The following is a 24,987-nucleotide window of genomic DNA, read 5'->3' as shown; positions in this document are numbered from 1 at the left end:
GTGGCGGCGGAGCCCGGAGCACCGGGTCCGCCGCCACGGCCTTCAGCGTGCCGGGAGCCGGTCCACCGGCCGGCCCGTCGTGCGGTCCCCGAGGACGGCGACGTCGAGCGCGAGCACCGCCATCGCGCCCGCGATCACGGTGAAGAGCAGGCTCGCCCCGCCCGAGTCGAGCAGCGGCAGCAGCAGGAACGGCAGGGCCGCGGCGGTGAGCTTGGACAGGGAGTAGGCGATGCCGGAGGCGCCGGCCCGGATCGCCGTGGGGTACTGCTCCGCCAGCAGGACGTGCGAGGCGGCCGAGAAGACGTTGCTGATCAGGGTGTAGGCGAACCCGAAGACGACCACCGGGCCGGGCGAGGAGGCGAAGGCGAAGCCCAGCCCCGCCGCGGCCATGGCGCACGCGGACACCGCCACCAGCACCTTGCGCTCCACCCGGTCCATCAGGGGCGCCGCCAGCAGCGAGCCCACCGGGTAGCCGAAGAACGACACGGCCGTGTAGCCGAGCCCCTGCACCACGTCGAAGCCCTTGGCGGCCAGCACCTGCGGGGCCAGTGTGCCGAACCCGTAGTACCCGACCGTGGACAGCAGACAGAAGACCCACATCATGACCGTCCGGCGGCGGTACGGCGCCGAGAACAGCGCGCGCAGCATGCCGCCCCGGGGCGGCGAGCCGTCCGCCGGCTCCTCCGGTTCCGCGGGGCCGGCGGGCACGGGCTCCGGCGCCGCCTCGACGACCCGGCCGCTGGCCGCCAGCTGTTCGGCCTCCTTCTCCAGCCGGACCGTCAGCGCCTCCGCCTCCTCGGTCCGGCCGACGGCCGCGAGCCAGCGCGGCGATTCGAACAGCCCCCGGCGCAGCACCCACACGACCGCCGAGCCGAACGCGCCGAGCACGAACAGCCAGCGCCACCCGGCGATCCCGAGCGGGCTGAGCGGCACGAGCCACACCGCCAGCAGCCCGACCGCGGGCACGCCGCAGAACCCGATGGTGTACGTCCACGCGATGAGCCGGCCGCGGTGCCGGGCGGGCAGCACGTCGGTGAGATAGCTGTCGGTCAGCGACTGCTCGGCGCCGATGCCGATGCCCGCCACGAACCGCATCGCCACCAGCCAGCCCACCGACGGCGCGAACGCGCAGGCGAGCGAGGCGCCCGAGTACAGCGCCAGATTGACCAGGAACGCCCGCCGCCTGCCGAACCGGTCGGCGAACCGTCCCATCACCACCGCTCCGAGGAACTGGCCGAGGAACGCGGACGCGAGGACCAGCTTCAGCGCGGTGCCGCCGAGGGCGAAGTCCGCCTGGAGCACCTTGGACAGGACACCGGACAGGTTGTTCTCGTACATGTCGAACAGCAGGCCGACACCGATGACGCCGGTGAGACTGCGGTGCGACGGAAGGACCGGCAGCCGGTCGAGCCGGTCACCGACGGACAGCCGGCGGCCCTCGGGCACCGGCGCCGGGACCACCTTGGTCGATTCGTCGGACATGGGGGAGTGGCAACTCCTCTCGGGACGTGACGCGGCCCGGCTCCGGCACAGGGGCGCCGGGGCCGGGCCGTCGGACAGATCAGGCCGCCTGGGCCGTGGGACCGGCCCGGCCGTCGCGCACGGGCGCGCTGACCTCGTGCAGGAAGGTCGCGACCTCCCGGTAGGAGGCCCAGAAGCCGACCTCGTGGTACGGCATGCCGCGCTCGGCGCAGTAGGCGCGGGTCAGTTCCCGGGCCCGGCCGAGGTTCTTCTGCGGCATCGCCGGGAACAGATGGTGCTCGACCTGGTAGTTGAGGCCGCCGTAGAGGAAGTCCATCAGCAGGGACGGGCGGATGTTGCGGGAGGTCAGCACCTGGCGGGCCAGCCAGTCCAGGTTCTCCTCCTCGCCGTCGCGCAGCGCCATGCCCTTGTGGTTCGGCGCGAAGATCAGTCCGAAGTACACGCCGAGGGTGGCCTGCTGCACCAGGACGAAGGCGATCGCGAGCACCGGCGACAGCACCATGAACACGCACGTCAGATAGATCGCGGCCCGCGCCAGCAGCAGGGCGGCCTCCAGCGCGGGGCGGCGCACCTCCCGGCGGGCGATCATCGTCACGGCCGTCTTCTGCATCTTGTACGACTCGAGGACGAGCAGAACGAAGAACAGCACGCTCTGGTAGCGGACGATCAGCCGCTGCCGGCCCGTGCGGGTCGCGTACTGCTTCATGTCGAAGATCACGGTGCGCCGGCCGATGTCCGGGTCCATGTCCAGGTGGTTGGGGTGACTGTGGTGCCGGTTGTGGTGGTTGACCCACCAGCCGTAGCTCACCCCGTTGACCAGGTTCGCGTGGATGTACCCGACCAGCGAGGCGGCGCGGCGGTTGCGGAACATGGCCTTGTGGCCCGCGTCGTGCCACATGAAGGCGCTCTGGCCGCCGCTCAGGCCCATCCATACGGCCACGAGCAGCTGGAGCCAGGAGTCGCCGAGCGCGAAGAAGGCCACGACGCCCGCGGCGAACAGAGCGGTGTTCAGCGCCAGACGGCCGGCGTAGTAGCCGGGGGCCAGATCCAGCAGGCCTTCCGCTTTGACGCGCTGGAGCAGTTCGGCGAAGGTCGCCGACGCTCCCACGGTCCGCTCGCCCTCGTCGGCGGGGCGTGGTGCGGACGGCCGGCCCTGTCGTACGGATAAGGCGTCGTCATAGGGAGGATTCATGCCTGGGTCCCCTCGCACGAGATGATCCGTCGTATGAGACGGGCGGAATTCGAGCATCGGTGAGCTGCCTGATAACCAACTGACTGCGCCCTGACGAGGCTGTTCTCGGGTCCGTCAGAGGGATATCAGCAGGAAATCAGAAAGGTGCGGCAGAGTTGTTCTCGTGAACGGCGCCGGAAAGCGAAAGCGGACCGGTTCCGGAATCAATGGAGAGGTGCCCGGAGTGGTTGATCGGGGGCCGGGTTTTCCCGGTCGGGTGGTTTTGCCCGCCTGCGCAGGTTCGAATCCTGCCCTCTCCGCTTGGAGAGGTGCCCGGAGTGGTTGATCGGGGGCCGGGTTTTCCCGGTCGGGTGGTTTCCCCGCCCACGCAGGTTCGAATCCTGCCCTCTCCGCTCGTTCGTTCCGTACGGCTCGTGTGCCGTGCGGTCCGCCCGCTTCCGGAGGATGTCCATGACCGAGGAGTCCGACGCGCGCGTGCGGAGCGTGCTCGTCGTCGCGAATCCCGCCGCGGGAACCACCAGCGAGGGTCTGCTCGCGGAGGTCCTCGGCCTCTGCGCGGCCGGCGCGGACGAGGTGCGCCTGCACCGCACCACCGGACCGGGCAGCGCCACCTCGGCCGCCCGCGCCGCCCGCTCGGGAGCCGACGGACGCCCGGCGCCGGACCTGGTGGTCGCGGTCGGCGGCGACGGCACCGTGCACGAGGTCGTCGACGGTCTCGCCCCGGCCGGCCCCGCCGCCCGCCCCGCCCTGGCCGTCGTGCCCGCCGGCACCGGCAACTCCGGCTACAAGATGCTCTGGGCGGACCGGCCCTGGCAGACCGCGCTGCGGGCCGTCCTCGACGGACCGGGCCACGGCGCCCGGCTGCGCGGCCTGGACCTGGCCCGGCTGGCCGAGACCGGCGCCAAGGTCTTCCTCGGCGCCTGCTCCGGTGTCATCGCCGACGCCCTGCGTGTGGCCCGCTCGGTCGCGCAGAGCGGCCGGGACCGCTACTCCACCGCGTTCGCCGAGGCCGCCGACGCCTTCGTGCCGTACCCCGGCCGGGTCACCGTGGACGGGGTCGTCCTCCACGAGGGCCCCACCGTGCTGGCGAACGTGGGCGGCGGCCGCTTCCGCGGCGGCCGCTACCAGGTGCTTCCGCACTCGGAGCTGGACGACGGGCTGCTCGACGTCTGTGTGATCGGCTCACCCGTCGCACCCCACGAGGTGCCCGAGCTGACCCGCCGGGCCGCCCACCTCGGCCTTCCCGGCGTCGCCTACGGCCGCGGCCGCCGCGTCGTCGTGGAACGGCTCGACGGGGCACCGCTCTGCCACGAGCACGACGGCAACCTCCAGCCCCCGCTGCTTCACCGCCTCACCTTCGAGGTGCTGCCCGGCGCCCTGCCCGTGTGGGCGGCCGACACCGCCGTCCTCGCGGCGAGTGCCGAGGAGCCGCGGTGACGCCCCTGGAACGGCTGTGCGACTGGGCCGCCCGGCTGACTCACGACGCCATACCGGAGCGGGTCCGCGCGCTGGCCGCCAGCCAGATCCTCTCCCAGGCCGCCTCCGTCCGGGCCGGCGCCGCCCACCCCCTGGGCGCCCGCCTGGTCGCCGCGTTCGGGGAGCCCTTCCAGCCCGACGCCCGGCAGAGCGCCTGCGTGCTGGCGGGGCTCGGTTCCTGGCTGAACCTCGACGACACCGCCTACGCCGGCCACCTGTCCAACTCCACGGTCGCCGTCCCCCTCGCCTTCGCCCACGCCCGGGGGCTGACCGGCGCCCGGCTGATCACGGCCGTGGTGGCCGCCACGGAGTGCGCCGCCCGGATCACCGCCGCCGTGACCCTCGGCCCGCTGCGGGGACAGAGCGCGGTCCACGCCCATCTGGTGGGTGCCGTCTGCGGACGGCTGCACTGCGAGGGGGTCACCGATCCACGCCGCTGGACCGACGCGCTGGGCCTGGCCCTGGCCATGCCGCACCGGCCGCTGCTGCGGGCCTTCCTGGCCAGCGACGCCCGCCTCCTGAACGCCCTCACCCCGGTGCGTACCGGCATGGACGCCTGCGACGCGGCCGCCGCCGGTCTGCGCGGGGCACCGGACCTGCTGGAACACCCGGACGGCTTCCTCACCGCGCTGTCCTCGGTGCCCCTGCCCGAGGAGGTCACCGACGGCCTCGGCGAGCGCTGGCACACCGACACGCTGTCCTTCAAGATGCGCCCGGGCGGCCCCGGCATCGACGCGGCCGTGGACTGCGCCGTCGAACTCCACGGCGCGCTGCGCGCGGACACCGGAGCGGTGGACCCGGCGTCGGTGGCGGAGGTGCTGGTCGAGGCCTCCCTCTACACCGTGTACGCGGGCCGCCGCGCCGACCGCTATGTCACCGGCCCCGACTCCCCGCTGGGCGCCCTGGTCCTGCACACCCCCTACCCGGTGGCCACCGCCCTGCTCACCGGTGGCCTGCGGGTGGCCGACTTCGAACGGCCGGCGCTCGCCGAGCCGGGCCGCTGGCAGCTCGCGCGGCGCGTCCGGCTCGCCCATGACCCCGCCCTCACCAGGGAGTTGTTCGCCTCCGACGCGCCCTTCGGGGCCGCCGTCCGCAGGGCGGGACCGGCCGCCGAGCCCTGGCTGCTGGAGTTCGGCGGGCCCGAGACCGTACGCATCGCGCTGGATGCCACGGCCCCTCGGCGGGAGCCGGATTTCACGGCGGCCACCAAGGCCACCGGCGCCCGGGTCACGGTACGGCTGCGCGACGGCCGGGAGTTCACCCGCGAACGGCTGATTCCGCTGGGCGCGGCGGGCCCGCACACCCGCGCCTGTCACGGCGAGCTGGTGCGGGAGAAGTTCATGAGCCTCGGCGGCGACGCGGACACCGCCAAGGCGGCCGCGGGGCTCGGCGGGATGGACGCCGCCCGGCTGCGCGACTGGCTGGAGGCGGCACTTCTCGTACCGCGCCCGGCGGCGGACGCCGCAATCGTGCACTGACGGTCGGTGTCGTGCACGCAACGCATTGGGTCTGTCGCTCGCCGCAGTTAATGTTGAAGATATGATCACCCAATTACTGCGGTCGCCCGGTACACCCGAAGTCGGCGCGCTGCTGCGCCGATGGCGGGACAGGCGTGGAGTCAGTCAGCTGGAACTCGCCTCCCGGGCCGACAGCTCCGCCCGGCACATCAGCTTCATCGAAACCGGCCGGGCCAGACCCAGCCACACCCTGCTCATGCGTCTCGCCGAGCAACTGGACGTGCCCGTACGGGAACGCAACACCCTGCTGGTCGCCGCCGGCTTCGCCCCGGTCTTCCCGGAGACCCCGCTGAACGACCCGGCCATGGAGACGCTCAACGGCGAACTCGAGCGCCTGCTGGCCGCCCACGACCCCAACCCGGCCCTCGTCCACGACAGCCTCTACAACGTCGTCGGGGCCAACCGCAGTCTGCTCGCGCTGGTCACCGGGGCCGGGGTCGCCGACCACCTGATGCAACAACCCCTCAACACCATGCGCCTGACGCTGCATCCGCAAGGGCTGGCACCCGCGATCCGCAACTTCGCGCAGTGGCGCGCCCATCTGCTGGAACAGATGGAGCGGCAGATCGCGGTGAGCGGCTCCGAGGCCCTGGCAGGCCTGTACGAGGAGGTCTCCGCCTACCCCGTGCCCGACGGCCCGTCCGAGCCGCCGGCCACCGGAGCCGCGTACGCGCTGCCGCTGGTCATCGAGTCGGAGGGCAGGACGCTGTCCTTCATCTCCATGCTGACGACCTTCAACACCCCACTGGACGTGACCGTCTCCGAGCTGGCGATCGAGACCTTCCTGCCCGTCGACCCGGAGACGGCCGCCGCCCTACGCGACCTCGTCGGTGAGGTCAGGCCCCCGGCACCCGGTCCAGGAAGCCGCTGACGGAGCTGATCCGCCCGTCCTCGGCGAGGGTGATGACGTCCGAGCCGCCGGCCGGGGAGGAACCGTCGGCCACCGACACCAGGTCCCAGGAGAACCGGGCGATGTGGTGGTTGCCGTCCACGGAGCCCTTCAGCCGGAACTCGAAGCCCGGGAACTGGCCCTGGGCCCCGGCGATGGCGGCGGCGATGCCCTCGTGGCCGGCCACGTCGGCCAGCGGGTCGGTGTAGGTGGCGTCCTCGGTGAAGGCCTCGGCCACGGCCTTGGCGATCGCTTCGGATCCGTCGGCGTTCCAGGCGGCGAAGTAGCGCTCGGCAGCGGTGTCGTACGTCGACATGGAGGTCTCCTCAGATGTTCTCGCGTCGAAGCCGCGGTGTCGGCGCGGCCACGTGATCACTGTGCAGGCCCTCCCGACGGCCAGTCGATTACCCCACAGGTAATCGTCGTCCCCGTCCGGCGCCGCGGACGGGGCCCGCGCCCGCCGAGTGCCGTGTCAGCGGCGTGTCAGCGGCGTGTCAGTGTGGCCTGATCTGCTCGGTCCCGGCCCCGTTCGGCCTGGTCGACCTCGGATGGACGTACCGGGTCGTGGCGGGAAGACATCGGTCGTCGACTTCCGGGTGGTTCACATGCGTTGCAAGGATCTGTACATCGCCGGCACGGGGGTCTGGCTCCCGCAGCGGCAACCGGTGGCCGCCGCCGTGGCCGCCGGACTGGTGGGCGAGTCGCACCTGGGACTCGGCTTCGAGACGGTCGCCGTGGACGACACCGGGACCGCCCCGCCGGACATGGCCGTGCTGGCCGGGACCACCGCCCTCGCCAGATCCGGCGTGCCCGCCGAGGAGGTCGGGCTGCATCTGCACGCCAGTCTCTGGTTCCAGGGCCTGGACTGCTGGACGCCCGCCCACTACATCGCGCACAACACCTCGGGCCCCCAGGCGCTGCCGTACGGCATCGACCAGCGGTCCTCGGGCGGCGTGGGCGGGCTCCACCTGGCCGCCGGGTTCATCGCCTCCGGGATGGCGCGGGCCGCCGTCGTCACCACCGCCGACCGGTTCGCGGCGCCGGGCGTGGACCGCTGGAACTCCTACCTCCAGGCGCTGTGGGGAGACGGCGGCACCGCGCTGGTGCTGTCGGCCCGCACCGGGTTCGCGCGGGTGCTGACCACGGTCGCCACCGCCGCCAACGACCTGGAGCGCTGGGACCGCGGATCGTCCTCCTTCGCCTCCGGCCCGATGCAGGAGGCCCCGGTCGGCGTCCTCAAGCGCGCGCTCCAGCAGGCCGCGGAACCGGAGTCGGAACTGCAGTGGCAGCGCTGGGCCGAGTGCATCACCCGCACCTGCGAGCAGGCACTCGACGAGGCGGGCGTGCGGCGCGCCGACATCGCCCGCGCGGTGCTGCCGTTCGTCCACCGGGGCGGCGGCCGGCAGGAGCTGCACGACCTGCTGGGCTTCACCGAGGAGCAGACCGTCTGGCGGGAACTGGGCCGCCACGTCGGCCACTTGGGCGCCGGTGACCAGCTCGCCGGGCTCAACCACCTGGTGGAGCACAAGCTCCTCGCCGCCGGCGACCGGGTGCTGCTGTTCGGGCTGGGGATGGGCTTCACCTTCGGCGCCGTGGTGCTGGAGGTGCTCCACATCCCCGAGTGGTGAGCGCGGACGGACGACGGGCGGGGCACCGGTGAGGCGTCCCGCCCGTCGTCCGTCGCGCCGGTCAGACCATGACGTTCGCCAGCCAGTGCTCCAGCAGCCGCAGGTCCCCGGTGACCTCCACCGCCGCCTCGCGCGGCGCGACCCGCCGCTTGAGCAGCAACAGCAGATCACCGGCCCGGCCGGCCACCGTGACACCCGCCCGCCGGTCGTCGTCACCGGACGCCAGAACCGGCCCCTCGGGGGTACGCAGCACCAGCCACTCGGCGGCGATCCCGTCCGGCGCGTCCGTGGCCCGGAACCGCAGTGACTCGCCCGACCCGGCGAGCGCCCGCAGCCCGGGGCCGAAGAACGCCTCCGCGCCGGGAGCGGTCACCGCCCGCAGCCAGAACCGGACACTGTCCACGGACAGGTCACCGGCCAGGCGTACGGCGTCGGGGGCGCGCCCCAGCAGCAGCTCCGCGTCCGCCCGGTGCACCGCCGTCTCCAGCGCTCCCCAGCTGGCCCAGAACCGCGCGCCGCCGGCCCCGAAGGAGTTCCACACCTCGGCGTCCGGCCCCGCGTCACGCAGCGCGGCCACGAGCTTCCCGGCCGCACCCAGCACCCACCGCGCGCGGGCCTCGGCGCCGCCCAGCCGGTCCGCCTCGTCGAGCGACACCCCGATCAGCGCGTCCACGTACTCGGCCCAGCCGCCGCTCTGCTGCTTCGCCCACCTCTCCTCGTCGAGCGGCCCGAGAAACGCGTGCGGGGCCACGAACGCGGCGGCCCGCGTCTCCACCAGCCCGGCCGCCCAGGTGAACGCCTGGAACAGGTGGGCCATCAGATGGTTCGTCGTCCACCCGGGGCAGGTGCCCACCGGCTGCGCCGGATCGGCCCGCCGCAGCGCGTCCGCGAGCAGGACCGCCTCGCTCTCGATGCCCGCGCAGATCCGGTCGTGACTGATCTCGTACACCTCGTACACAGGGGGTCTCCTTCGGCTCCGGCTGCCCTGCGCACCGGGCGCAGCACGCCCCCACCGTGCGGCGTGCCGCTGACGCCACGCCGACCGGCCGCTGACGCCCGGCCCTCGACCTCGGTCAGCTCGTGATCAGCGCACCGTCAGGCCGGTTTGTTTGCATCGGGGCGTTGACCGTGCGGGGGACTCGCAGCAGACCGGCCCCGCGCGTCCGCGACCGCCGGAAACGAGGTAGAGGCGATGGCTCCCTTAGACGACCCCACGTCCGTGAACCTGGCCACCCTGCCGGAGTCGGAGCAGTACGACACCGTCGAGGCGCTGGTGACCGGCACCTTCCGGGCGGCGCTGCTGATGGACGACGACGAGGACCTCCCACTGGAGAGCAGCTATCTCGAGCTGGGGCTGACCTCGCTGCGGCTGATGGACATCCGGCGCTCCCTGGAGGAGCGGTTCTCACTGGAGATCGACACCGCGGCGCTCTTCAACCGGCCCACCGTCGAGCAGCTCGTCGACTACCTCGTGCAGCGCCTGCGCTAGCGACCACCACGGACGTCACCCCAGACCCCCGAAGCCCCGAAGCCCCGAGAAAGGGAGGCCGAACGTGCCGGACGAGACAGACGCCGGGCAGCGGACCGCGGTCGGCGCGGAGCCGATCGCCATCGTCGGGGTCGGAGTGCGGTTCCCCGGCGGATGCGACTCCTTCGAGGAGTTCGGCGAGTTCCTCGCGGCCGGCCGCTCGGGCATCCGGCCCGTCCCCGAGGACCGCTGGGACGTCGCCGCGTACGCCGCCGACCCCGACGACCCGGAGGCACCGGGGAAGATCCGCACCACACGCGGCGGATACCTCGACCGCATCGACCAGTTCGACGCCCCGTTCTTCAACATCTCGCCCAAGGAAGCCCAGTTCATCGACCCGCAGCAGCGCATGCTGCTGGAGACCGCCTGGCACGCGCTGGAACACGCCGGCATCGACCCGGCCACGCTGCGCCACGGCAACGGCGGCGTCTACGTGGGGGCCAGCTCCATCGACTACGCCTTCGAGGCGGAGGCCCTGCCGTACGAGAAGCTCGACGGCCATCTCGCCTCGGGCATCACCATGTTCCCGCTGTCCGGCAGGCTCTCCTACTTCCTGGGCTGGCGTGGTCCCAGCATGAGCATCGACACCGCCTGCTCCTCCTCGCTCACCGCGCTCCACTCCGCCGTGACGGGACTGCGCGCCGGCGAGTGCGACATCGCCCTGTGCGCCGGCGTGAACGCCCTGCACCACCCCCGGGTGCCGGTCATGTTCAGCCACGCCCGCATGCTGGCCCCGGACGGGCAGTGCAAGACCTTCGACGAGTCCGCCGACGGCTACGCCCGCGCCGAGGGCTGCGGCGTGCTGGTCCTCAAACGGCTCTCCGACGCCCGGCGCGCCGGCGACACCGTCCTCGCCCTGGTCCGCGGCACCGCCGTCGGTCAGGACGGCGACAGCGCCGGCCTGACCGTGCCCAACGGCGCGGCCCAGGAGATCGTGCTGCGCCGCGCCCTGGACGCGGCCGGACTCGCCCCCGGCGACATCCAGTACGTCGAGGCGCACGGCACCGGCACCCCGCTCGGCGACCCCATCGAACTCAGCGCCGTCAACGAGGTGTTCGGGGACTCCCACACCAAGCAGGCGCCGCTCCTCGTCGGCTCGGTGAAGACCAACCTGGGCCACATGGAACCGGTCTCCGGGCTGGTGGGCGTGGTCAAGACGGTCCTCCAGATGCGCGCCGGCACGATCTTCCCGCACCTCAACCTCACCACCCCCTCCGGCCGTATCCCCTGGGACTCCTACCCGGTCGAGGTGCCCACCGAGTGCCGGCCCTGGCAGGCCCCTGTGCGCCGCGCCGTCGTCAACAGCTTCGGCTTCGCCGGGACCATCGCGGCCACCGTGCTGGAACAGGCCGACGAGCCCGCGCCGCCCCCGGCCGACGACGACGGGGCCCCCGCCGACCGGCCACGGATCTTCACCCTGTCGGCCAAGGGCGGGGCCGCGCTGCGCCGCCAGATCGAGCGCTACCGCGGCTTCCTCGACGAGCGGCCGGACCTCGACCTGGACCAGCTGTGCCACACCGCGAACGTCGGCCGCGCGCACCTCACACACCGGATCGCCGGCCCCGTGCCCGACCGGACCGCCCTCACCCGGCTGCTGGAGGAGAGCCTCGCCCGCGACACGCTGCCCGGCCCTTCCGGCATCCGCAAGGTGGCGTTCCTCTTCAGCGGCCAGGGCGCCCAGTACGCGGGCATGGGCGCCGACCTCCACCGCCGTTTCCCCGTCTTCCGGCACTGGCTCGACGAGTGCGACCGCCGCTTCGCCCCCCACCTGGGGCTCTCCGTGCGCGACCTGGTCCTCGGCACCGCGCGCCCCGAGGATCTCGCCCTCATCGACCGCACGGGCCACGCCCAACCCGCGCTGTTCTCCCTGGAGTACGCCCTGGCCCGCCTGTGGCTGTCCTGGGGCGCCAAGCCCAACGTGCTGCTCGGCCACAGCATCGGGGAGGTGGTGGCCGCCACCGTGGCCGGCGTCTTCTCCCTGGACGACGCGGTGACGCTGGTCGCCGCGCGGGCCCGGCTGATGGAGTCGGTGCGCGCGCCCGGCGCCATGGCCGCCGTCTCCGCGCCCGAGGAGCGGATCGTGCCGCTGCTGGCCGGCCGGCCGGACGTGGCGCTCGCCGCCGTCAACGCCCCCGACCAGTGCGTCGTCTCCGGAGCCGTCGACATCGTCGCCGAGGTCACCGCCCTCCTGCGCGACCAGGGCGTCCGCGTGGAGCCGCTCACCGTGTCGCATGCCTTCCACTCCCCGCTCATGGGCGAGGTCCTCGACGACTTCCGCACGGCACTGGACGGCATCACCTTCCGCCGCCCGACGATCACCCTGGTGTCCAACCTCACCGGAAAGCCCACCACCGCGGCGGAACTGGCCGACCCCGGCTACTGGGTCCGGCACATCGCCGAGCCCGTACGGTTCCTGGACGGGGTGCGCTCGGTCGGCCGGCGCGGCCGGCACGCCTTCGTCGAGATCGGCCCGTCCGCCGCCCTGACCGCGCTGGCCAAACGCTGCCTGCCCGCCGACGACCACCGCTGGCTGCCCAGCATGAGCCGCCGCGACACCACCGGCACCACCGTCCTGAGGGCGCTGTCGGACTTCTACACCGCCGGACTCCCCGTCTCCTGGACCGGCTTCCACGCCGGACGGCACCACCCGAAGGCCACCCTCCCCGGCTACGCCTTCGACCGCAAACGCCACTGGCTGCCCACCGGCGGACGACGCACACGGACCGCCGACGCCACCCACCACCCGCTGCTCGGCCCCGAACTGCCCGCCGCCCAAGGCACCGACACCGTACGGGAGTTCCGTACCGAGGTCGCCGCCGACCAGCCGCTCACCCTGGCCGGACACCGGGCCGCCGACCAGGAGCGGCTGCCGGCCGCCGCGTACGTCGAACTGCTCCTCGCCCTCGCCGACGCCGTGCACGGCCACACCCGGGGCCCCGTCCTCGACCTCGCCCTGCACCGGCCGCTGCCGCTCACCGCGGACGCCGTCACCGCACTGCGCACCCGGCTGCGGCCCCGCCCCGACCAGAGCGCCGACGTCGAGGTGGTGAGCGGCCCGGCCGACGCCGAGGTCCGGCACGCCACAGCCGTCCTGGCGCCCGCCACCCCCGACGCGGACCCCGCACCGCGCCTGTCGAAGCTCGCCCTGAACCCCGGCACGCCCGTCGAGGAGACGGACGGCGAGGACGCGTCCACCGACCTGGCCGCGGCGGGCCGCCGCTTCGGCGACGCCTACCGGCTCATCACCCGGCTGGTCCGCCACGACACCGGCACCCTCACCGGCGAACTCGCCCTGCGCGACCCCGCCGCCGGCGAGCACCTGCCCGTCGAGGCCGTGGAGTGCGCCCTGGCCGCGCTCACCGTCCTCGACCCGGACGGCCCGGTGTTCCTGCCCGAACGCATCGGACGCATACGGCTGTTCAAGAAACCCCGCGGGAAACGGCTGCGGCTGACCGCCACCGTCACCCCCGCCCCGGACGACGCCGCCCGCCGCCATGCCGACCTGCTCCTGGACGACGACCACGGCCCCGTCGCGGAACTCCTCGGCGTGGAACTCGCCGACCCCGCCCCGCCCGAGGAACGCCGCCGGTTCCTGCACCGCGCGAGCTGGCTGCGCCGCACCGCCGACCCGGTCGACGGCCGCCCCCGGCACGTCCTGCTCCTGCACCGCACGCCCGAGGAGTGCGCGACCGTGCCGGACGGCGTCCGGCTGTCCCACGGGGCCGACGCCCTGACCGACCCGTCGGTGACCGACGTGTGCTGGTTCTGGCGCGCGCACCCCGGCGAGCCCGGCGCCGACACCCTGCGCGAGGAGTGCCGCCTCAACTACCAGGACCTGCTGGAGACCCTGGCCGTGCTCCGCACCCGCGAGGGCCGGCAGACCCCCCGGCTGTGGCTGGCCACCGAACGCGCCCAGTGGCTCCCGGGCGACCGGCCCGGCACCGGTGAACGGCTCGCCGCCACCACCCTGTGGGGCTTCGCCCACGTCCTGCTCTACGAGGACCCCCGCCTGCGCACCACCCTGGTCGACCTGCCCGCCGACGGCACCGGCCCCACGGCCCTGCTCACCGAGGTGCGCACGGACGCGCCGGGGGAGTTCCAGATCGCCCACCGCGACGGCCGGCGGTACGTCCGCCGGGTGCTGTCCGGCGCCGCCACCCCGCCCTGGCCCGGCGGTTTCGCCGCCGTCACCGGCCCGGACGACCCCACGCCCACCCTGACCCCCGCCATGGACCCCGCACCCGGCCCCGGCGAGGTCCGCATCCGCGTCCACACCGCCTTCCTGGGCCCCGACGACCTGCCCACCGCGTCCGACACCGACGCCGAGCCCCGCGTCGTCGGCAGCGGCTGCGCCGGCACCGTCGTCGCCACGGGACCCGGCTCCCGGCACACCGTCGGCGACCGGGTCACCGTCACCGCCACCGGCACCCTGCGCCGGACCCTGACCGTGCCGGACGAGGCGGTCGACCCCGACACCGGCGCCCCGGCACCGGCCGACGGCGCCGAACCGTACGACCCCTACTCCCTCGACGAGCTCGACGAGGCGCTGCGCGCCCTGGGCCGCGCCCCGCACGGCACCCGTGTGCCGGTCCGGATCGAGGCGGAACCGCGGGCCGAACACGCCCTCGTCCCGGTCCGCCCCGACCGCACCTACCTGGTCACCGGCGGCCTCGGCGGACTCGGCCTGGTCACCGCGCGCCACCTGGCCGACCGGGGGGCCCGGCACCTGGTGCTGGTCAGCCGCACCGGGCGGCCCGCCCCGGACGCGGCCGGCATCCTCGACGACCTGCGCGCCCGCGCCGACGTGACGGTCCTGACGGCCGACCTCGCCGACGCCGCCGACGTCGAACGGCTGACCGGCCGCCTCCACGACCTGCCGCACCCCGTCGGCGGCGTCGTCCACGCGAGCGGCGTGCCCGGCGAGTCCCTCGTCTCCGCCCTGACCTGGGAGGCGATCGACGAGCAGCTGGCCGCCAAGGTCTACGGCGGCTGGCTGCTGCACCGGCTCGCCACCGCCTGCCCCGCGCTGGAGTTCTTCCTCGCCCACACCTCCATCGCCTCCCTGGTCGGCGGACCCACCCGCAACTCCGCGGCCTACGCGGCGGCCAACGCCTTCCTCGACGGCCTCGTCGAATGGCGGGCCCGCCAGGGCCTGCCCGGCCTCGCCGTCTCCTGGGGCGCCTGGTCCCGGATCGGCATGACCGCCCGGCTCGGCGACGGCCTCGCCCGCGAACTGGAGCGCAGCGGCGTGCTGTTCTTCTCGCCCGGCCGCGCCCTGCGCACCCTGGACAGCCTGTGGAACGGCCCGCTGGCGGTGCCGGTGGTGAGCGACTTCGACTGGCCCCGGCTGACCGCGAACACCCCGGTCGACGACGCCCTCTACGAACGTCAGCACCGGATCCCGGCCGACGGCGACGGACCGCGGGACACCGCCTTCGACCCGGCCGCCCTGGCCGCGCTGCCGAGGCCGGAACGGCTCGCCGTGATCTCCCGCGCCGTGCACGCCCGGCTCGCCGCGGTGCTGCGTCTCGAACCCGACGACGAGGTCGACCCGGACACCGAGTTCGGCTCCCTGGGACTGGACTCGCTGATGGCGCTCGACCTGCGGTCCGGCCTGGAGAAGGAGTTCGGCCTCGCGCTGCCCGCCTCCCTGGTCCTGGACCACCCCTCACCGCTGCGGCTGGCCGAGTTCCTGGACACCCAACTGGCCGCCGGCGAGGAGCCCGCGACCATCGGAGCACCCGGAGGGACACCGTGAGCCACACCCCCGACCGACCCGCCGCCGCGCCCTGGACCCTGACGGCGAGCAGCGCCGCCCTCGCCCGGGACCGGGCGGGCCACCCCGCCGTGATCTGCGAGGGCCGGGTCACGACGTACGAGGAACTGCACCGGCACAGCAACCGCGTCGCCCACGCGCTGCGCGCCGCCGGCATCGGACCCGGGGACCGCGTCGCCCATCTGGCGCGGGAGTCGGAGCACTACTACGCCGCGATCCTGGCCTGCGCCAAGACCGGCGCGGTGATGGTGCCGGTCAACTGGCGGCTGACCGAACGGGAGGCCGCGCACATCCTGCGCGACTCGGGCGCCACGCTGCTCTTCACCGAGGGCGAGTTCCTGGCCCTCGCCGAACGGGCCGTCACCGGGCTCGCCGCCCCGCCCCGCCTCGTCCGGCTGGACGCGCCGGGACAGGACGCCACCCTCGACCGGGGGCCGGGACTGCGCGCCTGGTGCGGCGACGCCCCCGACACCGACCTGGACCCCGGCACCGGCCCCGACGACCCCGTGGTGCAGATCTACACCAGCGGCACGACCGGACTGCCCAAGGGGGCCGTCCTCGCCCACCGTTCGTTCTTCACCCTCCCGGCGGCGACCCGCGAGGCGGCGGGGGAGTGGATCGAGTGGCTGCCACGGGACGTCAACCTGATCTCGCTGCCCGGACTGGGCATCGCTGGCATCGGCTGGTTCATGCACGGCTTCAACGCGGGCTCCACCAACGTCCTGATGCGCGCCTTCGACCCGGCCGAGGCGGTACGGCTCATCGAGAAGCACCGGGTCACCACCACGTTCGTCGCGCCCGCCATGCTCCAGATGATCCTGGCCGAGGCCGACCGCGCGGGCGCCGCCCTCACCTCGCTGCGCACGGTCGCCTACGGCGCCGCGCCGATCTCCGAGGGCCTGCTGCTGCGCTGCCTGGAGAAACTGACCTGCTCGCTGGTGCAGATCTACTCCAGCACCGAGGCCGGCAGCATCGCCGTGTGCCTGCCGGCGGCGGCGCACCGGCCCGGCAGCCCGCTGCTCGCGGCGGCCGGACTGCCCTGCCCCGGCAACGAGGTGAAGATCGTGGACGGCGAAGGCCGCCCCCTGCCGCCCGGCCGCGTCGGCGAGGTCTGCGTCCGTACCCCGGCGCGCATGCTGGGCTACTGGAACCTGCCCGAGGCCACCGCCCGCACCCTGGTCGACGGCTGGCTGCACATGGGCGACGCGGGCTACCTCGACGACGACGGCTATCTCTTCCTGTGCGACCGGATCAACGACACGATCATCGTGGGCGGCCAGAACATCTACCCGGCGGAGATCGAGAAGCAGCTCAGCGAGCACCCGGCCGTCGCCGACGTCGCCGTCGTGGGCGTACCGCACCCGGAGTGGGGCGACGAGGTCCACGCCTGTGTCCTGCCCCGCCCCGGGGCGGACGTACGGCCACGGGAGCTGATGACGTTCCTGCGCGGCCGGATCGCCGACTACAAGGTCCCGGTCCGCTACCACCTGGTGGACGACCTGCCGCGCAACCCCTCGGGCAAGATCCTGCGCCGCGAGGTACGGCAGCGGCTGCTGGCCGGGGCACAGCCCGCCCGGTGACGCCCTGACGGCTCTGCCCCCGGCACCTCCACGGTGCCGGGGGCAGAGCCGTCGTGTCCGGTGCGGGCTCAGGCGCCCGCGGTGGCCTGCACCTTCATCAGCCTGCCGTCGGCGGGGTCGATGTCGACCTCCAGGACGGTGATGATCCGGGCCAGTTGCAGATAGGAGCCGGTCAGCAGGAACAACTCCAGGATCTGCCGGGGCGTCAGCACCTGCCGCAGCTCCTCCACCTCGGAGGCCGGCACCTCCTCCCCGCGGCACACCCACCGCGCCACCCGCACGGCCGCCCGCTGACGGTCGTCGAGCCCGGTGGTGTCGCCAACCCGCAGCCGCTCCAGCTGCTCGGGCGGGACACCGGCGCGCAGGGCGAGCGGTTCGTGCTGCACCCACTCGTACTCGGCGCCGGTGTCCAGGGCGACCTGGAGGATGGACAGCTCGGTGACCTCCGGCGGCAGGTGGAGCCGGGTGAACAGCGCTTCGGCGAGGTCGATCACCGGTCCGACCAGGGTGTCCGCGTGCGACACCATCGCCATGATGTTGAGCGGGGAGGCGAGCCGCGCGAGTGCTTCACGGGCCTCGGGCGCCAGGTCGTCCGGATCGGGGTAGGGCAGGCGTGCCATCGGGCATCGTCTCCAGGGTCGGGGGTCAGGCGCGGGCGGGCGCGGGGGCGGTGGGGCGCGGGCCGGCGACGGTCTCCATGATCTGCGTCGCCGTCGTCACCCAGTTCTCGAAGGACCCGGCCGCCGCGGCGGCCTCGGTGAACGCGGGGCCGCCCGGCCCGACGAACACGTGCAGCGGAGACGCCGGGTCGAGGGCGGCCGCGATGACGGCCTCCCCGGCGACGGCCGGGTCGGCGGCAGCCTGCGCGCCGCCGTCCAGGAAGTAGGAGTTGGCCCACGCGTGGTCCGCGCTGTAGGGGCCTTCGGTGTCGACGGAGCCGGCCCAGCCGCGGTCGAAGATCCGGGTGGCGAAGAAGTCGGGTTCGACGCTGACGACGCGGATGCCGAACGGCGCCACCTCCCAGGCCAGTGACTCGCTGAGGACGGACAGCGCGTGCTTGCTGGCGCAGTAGAAGCCGTTGTGCGGCAGCCCGGGGACCCGGCCGGCGACCGAGCCGAGGTTGACGACGACACCGGAGCCGCGCTCGCGCATGGCGGGCAGGACCGCCCTGCTCAGCCGCACCGGCCCCCACACATTGGTCTCGAACACCTCCCTGGCGCGCTCCGCCGGTACGGTCTCGACCGGCCCGGCGGCGGAGACGCCGGCGTTGTTGACCAGGACGTCGATCGCGCCGTGCGCGTCCTCGACCGTGGCCACCGCGGCGCTCACCGAGGCGTCGTCGGTGACGTCGAGGGTCAGCAGACGCACCGGGAGGTCCTCGGCGGCGGCCCGCTCGCGCAGTTCCCCGGACCGGGACAGGTCGCGCATGGTGGCGTAGGTGATGAGCCCGCGCCGGGCCGCGGCGAGGGCGGTTTCCAGGCCGATGCCGGTGCTGGTGCCGGTGATGAGTGCCACGCTCATGGGGTTCGGTTCTCTCCTTCGTCGAGAAAGGCGCCGACGGCGCGATGGGTCGGCGCGGTCAGCTCCCACTGCGGCGAGTGACCGCAGCCGGGAAAGGTCGTCACGGTGCTGTCGCCGCCGATCCGGTCCGCGAAGCGCTTGGCGTACCGGACGGGGTTGAGGCGGTCGTCCTCGCCCCACAGCAGCAGCGTGGGCGTCGTGAGGCGGTGCAGCCGGCCGGCCAGGCCCTTGTCCGGGATCGGCCAGACGAACTTCCCGGCGCACCCCATCGCCCAGATCGCGGCGACGGCCGCCTCGACGGCCGCCCGCGGATCCTCGACCGGGGCGGGTCCCGGCTCCGGCGGGTTGGCGAACAGCAGCCCGGGCAGCTCCTCGGCGGGCACCGACAGCCAGTCGGCGACCGGCGCGTCGTCCTCCCACAGACCGATCGGGGCGATGAGCACCAGCCTGGTGAACAGGCCGGGGAAGGCCGCGGCGAGTTCCGCGGCCAGCATGCCGCCGAAGCCGTGCCCGATCGCGGGGACCCCGGCGAGCCCGGCCGACCGCAGCGCCTCCTCGTGGGCGAGGACGACGTCCCAGAGGTCGTCGAGGACATGGACGGCGTACGGGTCGCCCGCGGAGGTGCCGGGGAACTCCACGACGTGCACGGTGTGGTCCTCGGCCAGCCGGGCCACCAGGGGGTCGTCGGCCGGGGTGCCCACGGAGGGGAAGTACACCAGGTCCGGTCCGCTGCCGAGGACCCGGAAGCGCAGCTCCAGCCGGCCGCCCCAGACCTGGGCGGTGCGCAGCGCCGGTCCCCGGCCGTCCTGCGGCGGCGCCGTCTGCGGGTGTGTCATCGCGTGCCTCCTGCCGTGAGCGCGGCGCCGGCCGGGACGGGCTCGCCGCCCAGCCTGCGCGGCCACCAGTGATGGGCGTGGCCCTCGTCCTGCCAGACACCGCGCAGTCGCGGCAGCACCTCGGCGGCGAACAGGTCGATGTTGGCCTTGGTCAGATCAGTCGGCAGGGAGCCGAACTGGAGCATCGCGTGCAGGTTGCCGAACCCGAACTCCCTGGCGATTGCCACGAGTTGCTCGGTCACCGAGTCCGGGCTGCCGGCGATCACACAGCCGGCGTCGACCAGCTCCCGGTAGGTGGCGGTGCGCATGGTCGCGTACACCCCGGTGTCGCCGGGGTCGGTGAGCAGCGCCTCGACGCCACGCGGGTCGACACCGCCGGGCAGCAGCAGCCGGTGCAGCGGCATGGCGCCGATGGCGTTGCGGAAGAAGTACTCCACGTGCCGCGCGTACCGCGCCTCGGCCTGCGCGTCGTTCTCGGCGACGGCGATGACCTGCATGAACCCGATGCGATAGGGGTTGAAGGCGATACCGAGCCGGTCGGCGATCTCACCGAACCGGCGGAAGATGCGCGGCCCGGTCAGCCGGGCACCGAACCAGCCGAAGTAGTTGAACCCGAAGTTCGAGCGGAGGATGTACTCCATCGTGCGGGGGTTGCCGGTCGCGGTGATCCACACCGGAGGGTGCGGATCCTGCAACGGCCGGGGCCAGATGTTGACCGCCCGGTGCTGGCTGAAGCGCCCGTTGAAGGTGAACGGCTCCCGCGCGGTCCACGCCCGCAGCACCAGTTCGAGGTTCTCCTCGTAGCGGGCGCGGGTGTCGATCGGCGGGACGCCGTTGTTGATGTTGGCGTCGTAGGCGAGGCCGATCGGGAAGCCGGAGACCAGCCGCCCGCCGGTCATGCAGTCCAGCATGGCCTGCTCCTCCGCGACGCGCAGCGGCTCCCGGCTCTTGCCGAGCGAGCGCCCCAGCGGATAGACGGCCGTCTGAAGCCCCTCGGACTCGGTGGCGTAGGCGAGGGCCGCCGCGAGCAGGTCGGGGTTGGGGCACACGTCGAAGGAGGTCTGGCTGTGCTCGGTGACGGCGAGGCCGTCGAAACCGGCCCGTGCCGCGTGCATCAGCTCCTCCAGCGCGTCCCCGAACACGGCGCGGGCGCCCTCGGGGCCCACCAGGTCGTGGTACGGCGTGGTGACCACCGACTCGTGCCGCCGGCCGAAGTCGTCGGGCAGCTGCCGGTAGGGGAGTTGCTGGAAGTAGGTGACTTTCATGCGCTCTCCAGGGCGGGCGGTACGGCGATCCGCGGCCCGGGGCGGCGGAAGGAGCCGTCCTGGAAGAGCAGCGGGTCACCGGAGGTGAAGGCGAAGTCCTGGACCTCGCCGAGGAAGAGGACGTGGTCGCCGCCGTCGTAGGCGCGCCAGGGGCGGCAGCGCAGCCAGGCCACGGTGCCGTCGAGCCGGGGCACACCGTCCTGGTCCACCCAGGGGACGGGCAGCCCGGACTGCGGCCGGCCGGCGAAGTGCAGCGCGAGCGGCGCCTGGTCGGCGGAGAGGACGTTGACCACGAACGGCGCGTCGCGCAGGCCCGCGCAGGCCCGCGCCCGCCGGCCGACGCTGATCAGCACCAGGGAGGGGTCCAGGGAGACCGACGTGAACGAGCTGATGGTGATGCCGCGGGCACCGGTGTCCTCGGCGTAGGTCACCGTGCTCACCCCGGTGCCGAACCTGCCCAGGCAGTCGCGCAAGGGCCGGGCGGCGGAGTCGGGCGGCGGCGGGGGCGGTTGGGTCAGAGCTGGCTGCATGAGCCCTCCTGCGGGAGTGGACTCGACCAGTCGGCCGGTGCGGGGACCGCCGACTGCCGTCGGATGCGGCGGTCCAGATCGAGCTGGATCGCCATGGCGTGCTCGAAGAGGAAGAAGTGGTCCCCCGGGAACTCCCGCACGCCGAGGAACGACGTGGTCCGGCCGGACCAGGCGTGCATGGCACGCGGCGGCACGAGCGGGTCGCCCGCGCCGGTGTAGGCGGCGATCGGGCACGGCGCGACGGCACCGTCGTCGTCGAACCCCGCCACCAGCGCGAAGTCCGCCCGCAGCGACGGCACGGCGGCCTCGAGCAGGGCGCGTTCGCGTGCCGTCGTGGTGTGCACCAGACCCAGCCGCCCCACCGTGGCGAGGAGTTCGGCGTCCGGCATCCGGTGCACCGCCGACAGCCCTGCCGCGTTCGGCAGTTCGGGCGCCCAGCCGGACACGCCGAGCAGCGCCGGGGGTACCGCGCCGCGCCCGGCGAGCGCCACGGCCAGCCGGTAGGCCAGCAACGCGCCGAGACTGTGCCCGAAGAACAGGTACGGCCGGCCGTCCAGTTCGGCCTCGACCGCCTCGCACAACTCCTCGACCAGCGGGCCGAGGACCGACCGGGGCGCCTCACCGCCCTCCCCGGGCCGTCCGGGCAGCCGGGCCGCGCGCAGCTCCAGCCCGCGCGGCAGTGACGCGGCCCAGGACAGATAGCCGAGCGGGGAACCGCCCGCGTGCGGGAAGAGGAAGAGCTGGGCCTCGGCGTCCGGGCGGGGATCCGCCGACGCGAACCACTCGTGCATCAGAACTCCAGCGGGAAATGAAGGACAAAAGAGAACGTGTGGCGGTGAGGCTTTTCGAAGCTAGCACGTGAATGTGCGGCCGCATAAGGTCGATTGGCCGGGAAAAACGGCATCAGTTCCTCGTCAGTATCCGGTCAGCAGGGCGTGATTGAATTCCCCGGCCGGTTATCGGAAAGTGAAAGAGGAGACGTGATGCAGAATATCCCGGAGGTCACCGAATTCACCGTGCCGGACCGTCCGGCCGCCGTCCTCGGGGCCGGCACGATGGGCCGCAGGATCGCCCTCATGCTCGCCGCCCGGGGCGGACAGGTACGGATCTTCGACACCTCCGCCGAGCAGCGCGCCGCCGCCGAGCGCTATGTCACCGACCTGCTCCCCGACATCGCCGCAGGTCTTCCGGGGGGTGCCGTGGGCACGGTGGTGCCGCGGGACGACCTCGCCGCGGCGGTCGCCGACACCTGGCTGGTGGTGGAGGCCGTCCCGGAGCGCCTGGAGCTGAAGCGAGACCTGTTCGCACGGCTGAGCCGCACGGCCCCCGCGTCGGCCGTTCTCGCCAGCAACTCCTCCTCCTATTCCACCCGGCTGATCGCCGACGCAGTGGAGGTCCGTCCGGAGCGCGTGGTCAACGCGCATTTCTTCACCCAGCTGCCCGACTGTCGTATTGTCGAGGTGATGTCGAGCGGCCGCACCGACCCGGACGTCATGAAGCTGCTCATGACCGCCCTGCCGGAATTCGGGCTGCGCCCCTACGAGGTGCGCCAGGAAAGCACCGGATTCATCTTCAACCGCATCTGGGCGGCCATCAAACGGGAATCCCTGATGGTGGCGGCCGAGGGCGTGGCCACCGCGGAGGAGATCGACGAGATCTTCCGCGACACCCTGCACACGCCGGTGGGCCCGTTCCGCGCGATGGACATGGTGGGCCTGGACGTCGTCCTGGACGTCGAGGAGCACTACGCCAAGGAACGGGACGGCATCCCCGAGGGCCCCCGCCGGCTGCTGCGCGACCTGCTCGCCGAGGGCCGCCTGGGCGCCAAGAGCGGCCGCGGCTTCTTCTCGTACGACGACTGAGGGGCCGTCGGCGCCGGGCCGCCCGTCGGACGGCGCGGCCCGGCGCCGACCGGCCTCAGGCGCCGCTCCCGCGCACCGCCGGCAGGACGACCTCGGCGATCTCCTTCAGCTGCGGTTCCGGTCGCAGCGAGCCGATCCGCACCACGATGTGCCGGGCGCCGGCCCGCACATAGCCGTTCAGCCACTCCGCGCAGTGCTCGGCGGTGCCCCAGGCGTAGGCCTGGATCGCGGACATCTGCTCCAGGGTGCGGCCGTAGTAGTGCTCGATGTAGTGCTCCAGCTCAGCCTTCGCCCCGGCCTCGTCGGCGCCGACCGTGATGGTGGCGTAGAACCCGGGGACGACGGCCCCCTCCGGGCGCCCGGCCGCGGCCCGCAGGGACTCCAGCCGCCGCCACGCCGCCCCGTAGGCCTCGGCGGACGGCAGGAACGGCAGCCAGCCGTCGTAGAGCCGGGCCACCCGGTCCAGCACCCGGGGCGTGTCGCTGCCGGCCAGCCACAGCGGGGGACCGCCCGGACGCGGCGGCCGGGGCAGCCGGTCCAGCTGCTCGGCCTGCCAGTAGCGGCCGTCGAAGCGGTCGGACGGCCCCGGACCACCGTCGCCCCAGGCCGTCCGCCACAGCGCGGCGATCTCGTCGAGCCGGCCGGCCCGGCCGGCGAACGAGGCGCCGACGGCGGCGAACTCCGCTTCGGTCTCGGGGATGGGGAAACCGGAGCCCAGGCCCATGATCAGCCGCCCCCCGCACACATGGTCGAGGCTGCTCACCATGTTGGCGCCGATGAGGGGGTGCCGCAGCGCCGGGGTCAGCGCGGCGGTGCCCAGCGTGATCGAACCGGTCACCGCGCCGGCGGCCGACAGCACCACCAGGGGGTCGAGCCGGGGCCGCGCGGTCAGGGAGTCGCCGGTCCACAGCGAGTCGAAGCCGAGCTCTTCCGCCTGGCGCGCGAACTCCATCAGGGGGGAGGCGGTGAAGTCGCCGAGGATCGCCTGTTCCCGGGTCGGCAGCAGGACGCCGACGTGAGCCGGCCGGTGGACAGTGGCCATCGCATGCCTCTTCTCAGGCTTTCGGGGGTCGGGGAGCCTCAGGGATCCAAACACCCACCCCTGACACGTCACTGACCTGCTCCTGAGAGCGCCGACGAGTCCACCGCGCCCCACATCCCATACCAGGCGACAATGCACTCAGGCCGCCACATGGTGGAGAGGGGCCCCGGTGGATCTGGACACTGTCGCCGACGAGCTGTACGGACTGCGGCCGGAGGAGTTCACCGCCGCCCGCGCCACCCGGATGGCCGCCGCCCGCACGGCCGGCGACCGCGCGCTCGCCGACCGGATCGGCAAGCTGCGCCGCCCCAGCCGGTCGGCGTGGGCCAGCAACCTCCTCGTCCGTGAACGGCCCGACGAGATCGAGCCGCTGCTCCGGCTCGGCCAGGCGCTGCGCCAGGCCCACCACGACCTCGACGGGACGCAGCTGCGCGCCCTCGTCCGCCGGCAGCGGCAGCTGGTCGGCGCGCTCGCCCGGCAGGCCGGGGAGCTGACGGCGGCGGCCGGCCACCCGATCGGCGAGGACGCCCGACGCGAGGTCGAAAGCACCCTGCACGCCGTCCTCGCCGACGAGGACGCCGCCCGCGCATGGGCCACCGGCCGCCTCGTCAAGCCCCTCACCCCGGCCGTCGGCTTCCCCGAGGTCGCGGACACGGCCCTGCGCCGCACCCCCGCCCCGCCCCCGCCGCCCCGGCCGCCCGCGCGACTCGACGACAAGCGCCGCGAGCGCCTCACCCGGGCGCGGCAGGCCGCCCGCGAGGCCGACGACGAGCTGCGCGACCGGCAGCGGGAGGCGCGCTCCGCCGACCGCGCGGCCACCGAGGCCGGGGAAGAGACGGACCGGCTGCGCCGGCGCGTCGACG

General features: G+C 73.8%; 20 protein-coding genes and 2 tRNA genes. 11 read left to right on the top strand and 11 right to left on the bottom strand.

The annotated features are described in order from the left end of the window. Positions 1 to 42: 42 nt before the first annotated feature. Complete coding sequence (locus ALMP_RS09550; RefSeq protein ID WP_264925854.1) at positions 43 to 1,482, bottom strand: MFS transporter; 1,440 nt, start codon at positions 1,480 to 1,482, stop codon at positions 43 to 45. A gap of 79 nt (positions 1,483 to 1,561) precedes the next feature. Then, positions 1,562 to 2,674, bottom strand: a complete 1,113-nt coding sequence (locus ALMP_RS09545) for an acyl-CoA desaturase (protein ID WP_264925853.1) — start codon at positions 2,672 to 2,674, stop codon at positions 1,562 to 1,564. A 208-nt stretch (positions 2,675 to 2,882) separates the two neighbouring features. Here ALMP_RS09545 and ALMP_RS09540 point away from each other — a divergent pair. From ALMP_RS09540 to ALMP_RS09520, 5 genes are all read left to right on the top strand, one after another. Beyond that, a tRNA-OTHER gene (locus ALMP_RS09540) sits at positions 2,883 to 2,973 on the top strand. A 3-nt stretch (positions 2,974 to 2,976) separates the two neighbouring features. Then, a tRNA-OTHER gene (locus tag ALMP_RS09535) sits at positions 2,977 to 3,066 on the top strand. A 58-nt stretch (positions 3,067 to 3,124) separates the two neighbouring features. Then, positions 3,125 to 4,111 (top strand): diacylglycerol kinase family protein, encoded by a 987-nt coding sequence (locus ALMP_RS09530; RefSeq protein WP_264925851.1) that lies wholly within the window; start codon positions 3,125 to 3,127, stop codon positions 4,109 to 4,111. Then, positions 4,108 to 5,628, top strand: a complete 1,521-nt coding sequence (locus ALMP_RS09525; RefSeq protein WP_264925850.1) for an MmgE/PrpD family protein — start codon at positions 4,108 to 4,110, stop codon at positions 5,626 to 5,628. Before ALMP_RS09530 ends, ALMP_RS09525 begins: the two co-directional genes overlap by 4 nt. Before the next feature lie 61 nt (positions 5,629 to 5,689). Continuing rightward, complete coding sequence (locus ALMP_RS09520) at positions 5,690 to 6,538, top strand: helix-turn-helix domain-containing protein (RefSeq protein ID WP_264925849.1); 849 nt, start codon at positions 5,690 to 5,692, stop codon at positions 6,536 to 6,538. Here the strand turns inward: ALMP_RS09520 and ALMP_RS09515 are convergent. Further along, complete coding sequence (locus tag ALMP_RS09515) at positions 6,504 to 6,872, bottom strand: nuclear transport factor 2 family protein (protein ID WP_264925848.1); 369 nt, start codon at positions 6,870 to 6,872, stop codon at positions 6,504 to 6,506. The genes ALMP_RS09520 and ALMP_RS09515 overlap by 35 nt on opposite strands. Positions 6,873 to 7,161: 289 nt before the next feature. Between ALMP_RS09515 and ALMP_RS09510 the strand changes: the two genes are divergently transcribed. Then, positions 7,162 to 8,184: a ketoacyl-ACP synthase III family protein gene (locus ALMP_RS09510; RefSeq protein WP_264925847.1), complete on the top strand. Its 1,023-nt coding sequence runs from the start codon at positions 7,162 to 7,164 to the stop codon at positions 8,182 to 8,184. A gap of 61 nt (positions 8,185 to 8,245) precedes the next feature. Here the strand turns inward: ALMP_RS09510 and ALMP_RS09505 are convergent, their stop codons facing one another. Continuing rightward, positions 8,246 to 9,142 carry a maleylpyruvate isomerase N-terminal domain-containing protein gene (locus tag ALMP_RS09505; RefSeq protein ID WP_264925846.1) on the bottom strand — a complete coding sequence of 299 codons (897 nt, stop codon included), beginning with the start codon at positions 9,140 to 9,142 and terminating at the stop codon, positions 8,246 to 8,248. Positions 9,143 to 9,376: 234 nt separating this feature from the next. On the opposite strand from ALMP_RS09505, the gene ALMP_RS09500 reads away from it, so the two are divergent. The 3 genes from ALMP_RS09500 to ALMP_RS09490 all read left to right on the top strand — a co-directional run bounded on the left by ALMP_RS09500 (position 9,377) and on the right by ALMP_RS09490 (position 17,068). Then, positions 9,377 to 9,673 carry an acyl carrier protein gene (locus ALMP_RS09500; protein ID WP_264925845.1) on the top strand — a complete coding sequence of 99 codons (297 nt, stop codon included), beginning with the start codon at positions 9,377 to 9,379 and terminating at the stop codon, positions 9,671 to 9,673. Positions 9,674 to 9,737: 64 nt separating this feature from the next. After that, entirely contained in the window at positions 9,738 to 15,470 is a 5,733-nt protein-coding gene (locus ALMP_RS09495) for a type I polyketide synthase (RefSeq protein WP_264925844.1), read from the top strand. Next, entirely contained in the window at positions 15,467 to 17,068 is a 1,602-nt protein-coding gene (locus ALMP_RS09490; RefSeq protein WP_264925843.1) for a long-chain-fatty-acid--CoA ligase, read from the top strand. Before ALMP_RS09495 ends, ALMP_RS09490 begins: the two co-directional genes overlap by 4 nt. A gap of 68 nt (positions 17,069 to 17,136) precedes the next feature. On the opposite strand, the gene ALMP_RS09485 is transcribed toward ALMP_RS09490, so the two are convergent. From ALMP_RS09485 to ALMP_RS09460, 6 genes are read right to left on the bottom strand one after another with little or no spacing between them, the layout of a single operon-like run. Further along, on the bottom strand, positions 17,137 to 17,688 hold the full coding sequence (locus ALMP_RS09485; RefSeq protein ID WP_264925842.1) for a carboxymuconolactone decarboxylase family protein: 552 nt from the start codon (positions 17,686 to 17,688) through the stop codon (positions 17,137 to 17,139). A gap of 25 nt (positions 17,689 to 17,713) precedes the next feature. Next, on the bottom strand, positions 17,714 to 18,589 hold the full coding sequence (locus ALMP_RS09480) for an SDR family oxidoreductase (RefSeq protein WP_264925841.1): 876 nt from the start codon (positions 18,587 to 18,589) through the stop codon (positions 17,714 to 17,716). Further along, positions 18,586 to 19,425, bottom strand: a complete 840-nt coding sequence (locus ALMP_RS09475; protein ID WP_264925840.1) for an alpha/beta fold hydrolase — start codon at positions 19,423 to 19,425, stop codon at positions 18,586 to 18,588. Before ALMP_RS09475 ends, ALMP_RS09480 begins: the two co-directional genes overlap by 4 nt. Then, positions 19,422 to 20,690, bottom strand: a complete 1,269-nt coding sequence (locus ALMP_RS09470) for an LLM class flavin-dependent oxidoreductase (RefSeq protein ID WP_264925839.1) — start codon at positions 20,688 to 20,690, stop codon at positions 19,422 to 19,424. Before ALMP_RS09470 ends, ALMP_RS09475 begins: the two co-directional genes overlap by 4 nt. Next, positions 20,687 to 21,220, bottom strand: a complete 534-nt coding sequence (locus tag ALMP_RS09465) for a flavin reductase family protein (RefSeq protein ID WP_264925838.1) — start codon at positions 21,218 to 21,220, stop codon at positions 20,687 to 20,689. The genes ALMP_RS09470 and ALMP_RS09465 overlap by 4 nt, the downstream gene beginning before the upstream one ends. Beyond that, entirely contained in the window at positions 21,205 to 22,011 is an 807-nt protein-coding gene (locus tag ALMP_RS09460; RefSeq protein WP_264925836.1) for a thioesterase II family protein, read from the bottom strand. The genes ALMP_RS09465 and ALMP_RS09460 overlap by 16 nt, the downstream gene beginning before the upstream one ends. 192 nt (positions 22,012 to 22,203) lie before the next feature. Between ALMP_RS09460 and ALMP_RS09455 the strand changes: the two genes are divergently transcribed. Continuing rightward, positions 22,204 to 23,082: a 3-hydroxyacyl-CoA dehydrogenase family protein gene (locus tag ALMP_RS09455; protein WP_264925834.1), complete on the top strand. Its 879-nt coding sequence runs from the start codon at positions 22,204 to 22,206 to the stop codon at positions 23,080 to 23,082. 55 nt (positions 23,083 to 23,137) lie between these two features. Here the strand turns inward: ALMP_RS09455 and ALMP_RS09450 are convergent, their stop codons facing one another. Beyond that, positions 23,138 to 24,124: an LLM class flavin-dependent oxidoreductase gene (locus ALMP_RS09450; protein WP_264925833.1), complete on the bottom strand. Its 987-nt coding sequence runs from the start codon at positions 24,122 to 24,124 to the stop codon at positions 23,138 to 23,140. Positions 24,125 to 24,293: 169 nt separating this feature from the next. On the opposite strand from ALMP_RS09450, the gene ALMP_RS09445 reads away from it, so the two are divergent. Then, the coding region (locus tag ALMP_RS09445; protein ID WP_264925832.1) for a hypothetical protein at positions 24,294 to 24,987 on the top strand (694 nt) is incomplete at its 3' end.

Source organism: Streptomyces sp. A012304 (assembly GCF_026008495.1).
Classification (GTDB): domain Bacteria; phylum Actinomycetota; class Actinomycetes; order Streptomycetales; family Streptomycetaceae; genus Streptomyces.
Note: the sequence above shows the minus strand (reverse complement) of the source record. Positions and strands in the feature narration are given on the sequence as shown.

What these genes read in the sequence shown, in the direction of transcription:
- ALMP_RS09500 (WP_264925845.1), top strand. Translation starts at nt 9,377, where the DNA reads ATGGCTCCCTTAGACGACCCCACGTCCGTGAACCTGGCCACCCTGCCG.
- ALMP_RS09480 (WP_264925841.1), bottom strand. Translation starts at nt 18,589, where the DNA reads ATGAGCGTGGCACTCATCACCGGCACCAGCACCGGCATCGGCCTGGAA.
- ALMP_RS09545 (WP_264925853.1), bottom strand. Translation starts at nt 2,674, where the DNA reads ATGAATCCTCCCTATGACGACGCCTTATCCGTACGACAGGGCCGGCCG.
- ALMP_RS09515 (WP_264925848.1), bottom strand. Translation starts at nt 6,872, where the DNA reads ATGTCGACGTACGACACCGCTGCCGAGCGCTACTTCGCCGCCTGGAAC.
- ALMP_RS09465 (WP_264925838.1), bottom strand. Translation starts at nt 21,220, where the DNA reads ATGCAGCCAGCTCTGACCCAACCGCCCCCGCCGCCGCCCGACTCCGCC.
- ALMP_RS09520 (WP_264925849.1), top strand. Translation starts at nt 5,690, where the DNA reads ATGATCACCCAATTACTGCGGTCGCCCGGTACACCCGAAGTCGGCGCG.
- ALMP_RS09455 (WP_264925834.1), top strand. Translation starts at nt 22,204, where the DNA reads ATGCAGAATATCCCGGAGGTCACCGAATTCACCGTGCCGGACCGTCCG.
- ALMP_RS09550 (WP_264925854.1), bottom strand. Translation starts at nt 1,482, where the DNA reads ATGTCCGACGAATCGACCAAGGTGGTCCCGGCGCCGGTGCCCGAGGGC.
- ALMP_RS09530 (WP_264925851.1), top strand. Translation starts at nt 3,125, where the DNA reads ATGACCGAGGAGTCCGACGCGCGCGTGCGGAGCGTGCTCGTCGTCGCG.
- ALMP_RS09510 (WP_264925847.1), top strand. Translation starts at nt 7,162, where the DNA reads ATGCGTTGCAAGGATCTGTACATCGCCGGCACGGGGGTCTGGCTCCCG.
- ALMP_RS09475 (WP_264925840.1), bottom strand. Translation starts at nt 19,425, where the DNA reads ATGACACACCCGCAGACGGCGCCGCCGCAGGACGGCCGGGGACCGGCG.
- ALMP_RS09485 (WP_264925842.1), bottom strand. Translation starts at nt 17,688, where the DNA reads ATGGCACGCCTGCCCTACCCCGATCCGGACGACCTGGCGCCCGAGGCC.
- ALMP_RS09470 (WP_264925839.1), bottom strand. Translation starts at nt 20,690, where the DNA reads ATGAAAGTCACCTACTTCCAGCAACTCCCCTACCGGCAGCTGCCCGAC.
- ALMP_RS09460 (WP_264925836.1), bottom strand. Translation starts at nt 22,011, where the DNA reads ATGCACGAGTGGTTCGCGTCGGCGGATCCCCGCCCGGACGCCGAGGCC.
- ALMP_RS09450 (WP_264925833.1), bottom strand. Translation starts at nt 24,124, where the DNA reads ATGGCCACTGTCCACCGGCCGGCTCACGTCGGCGTCCTGCTGCCGACC.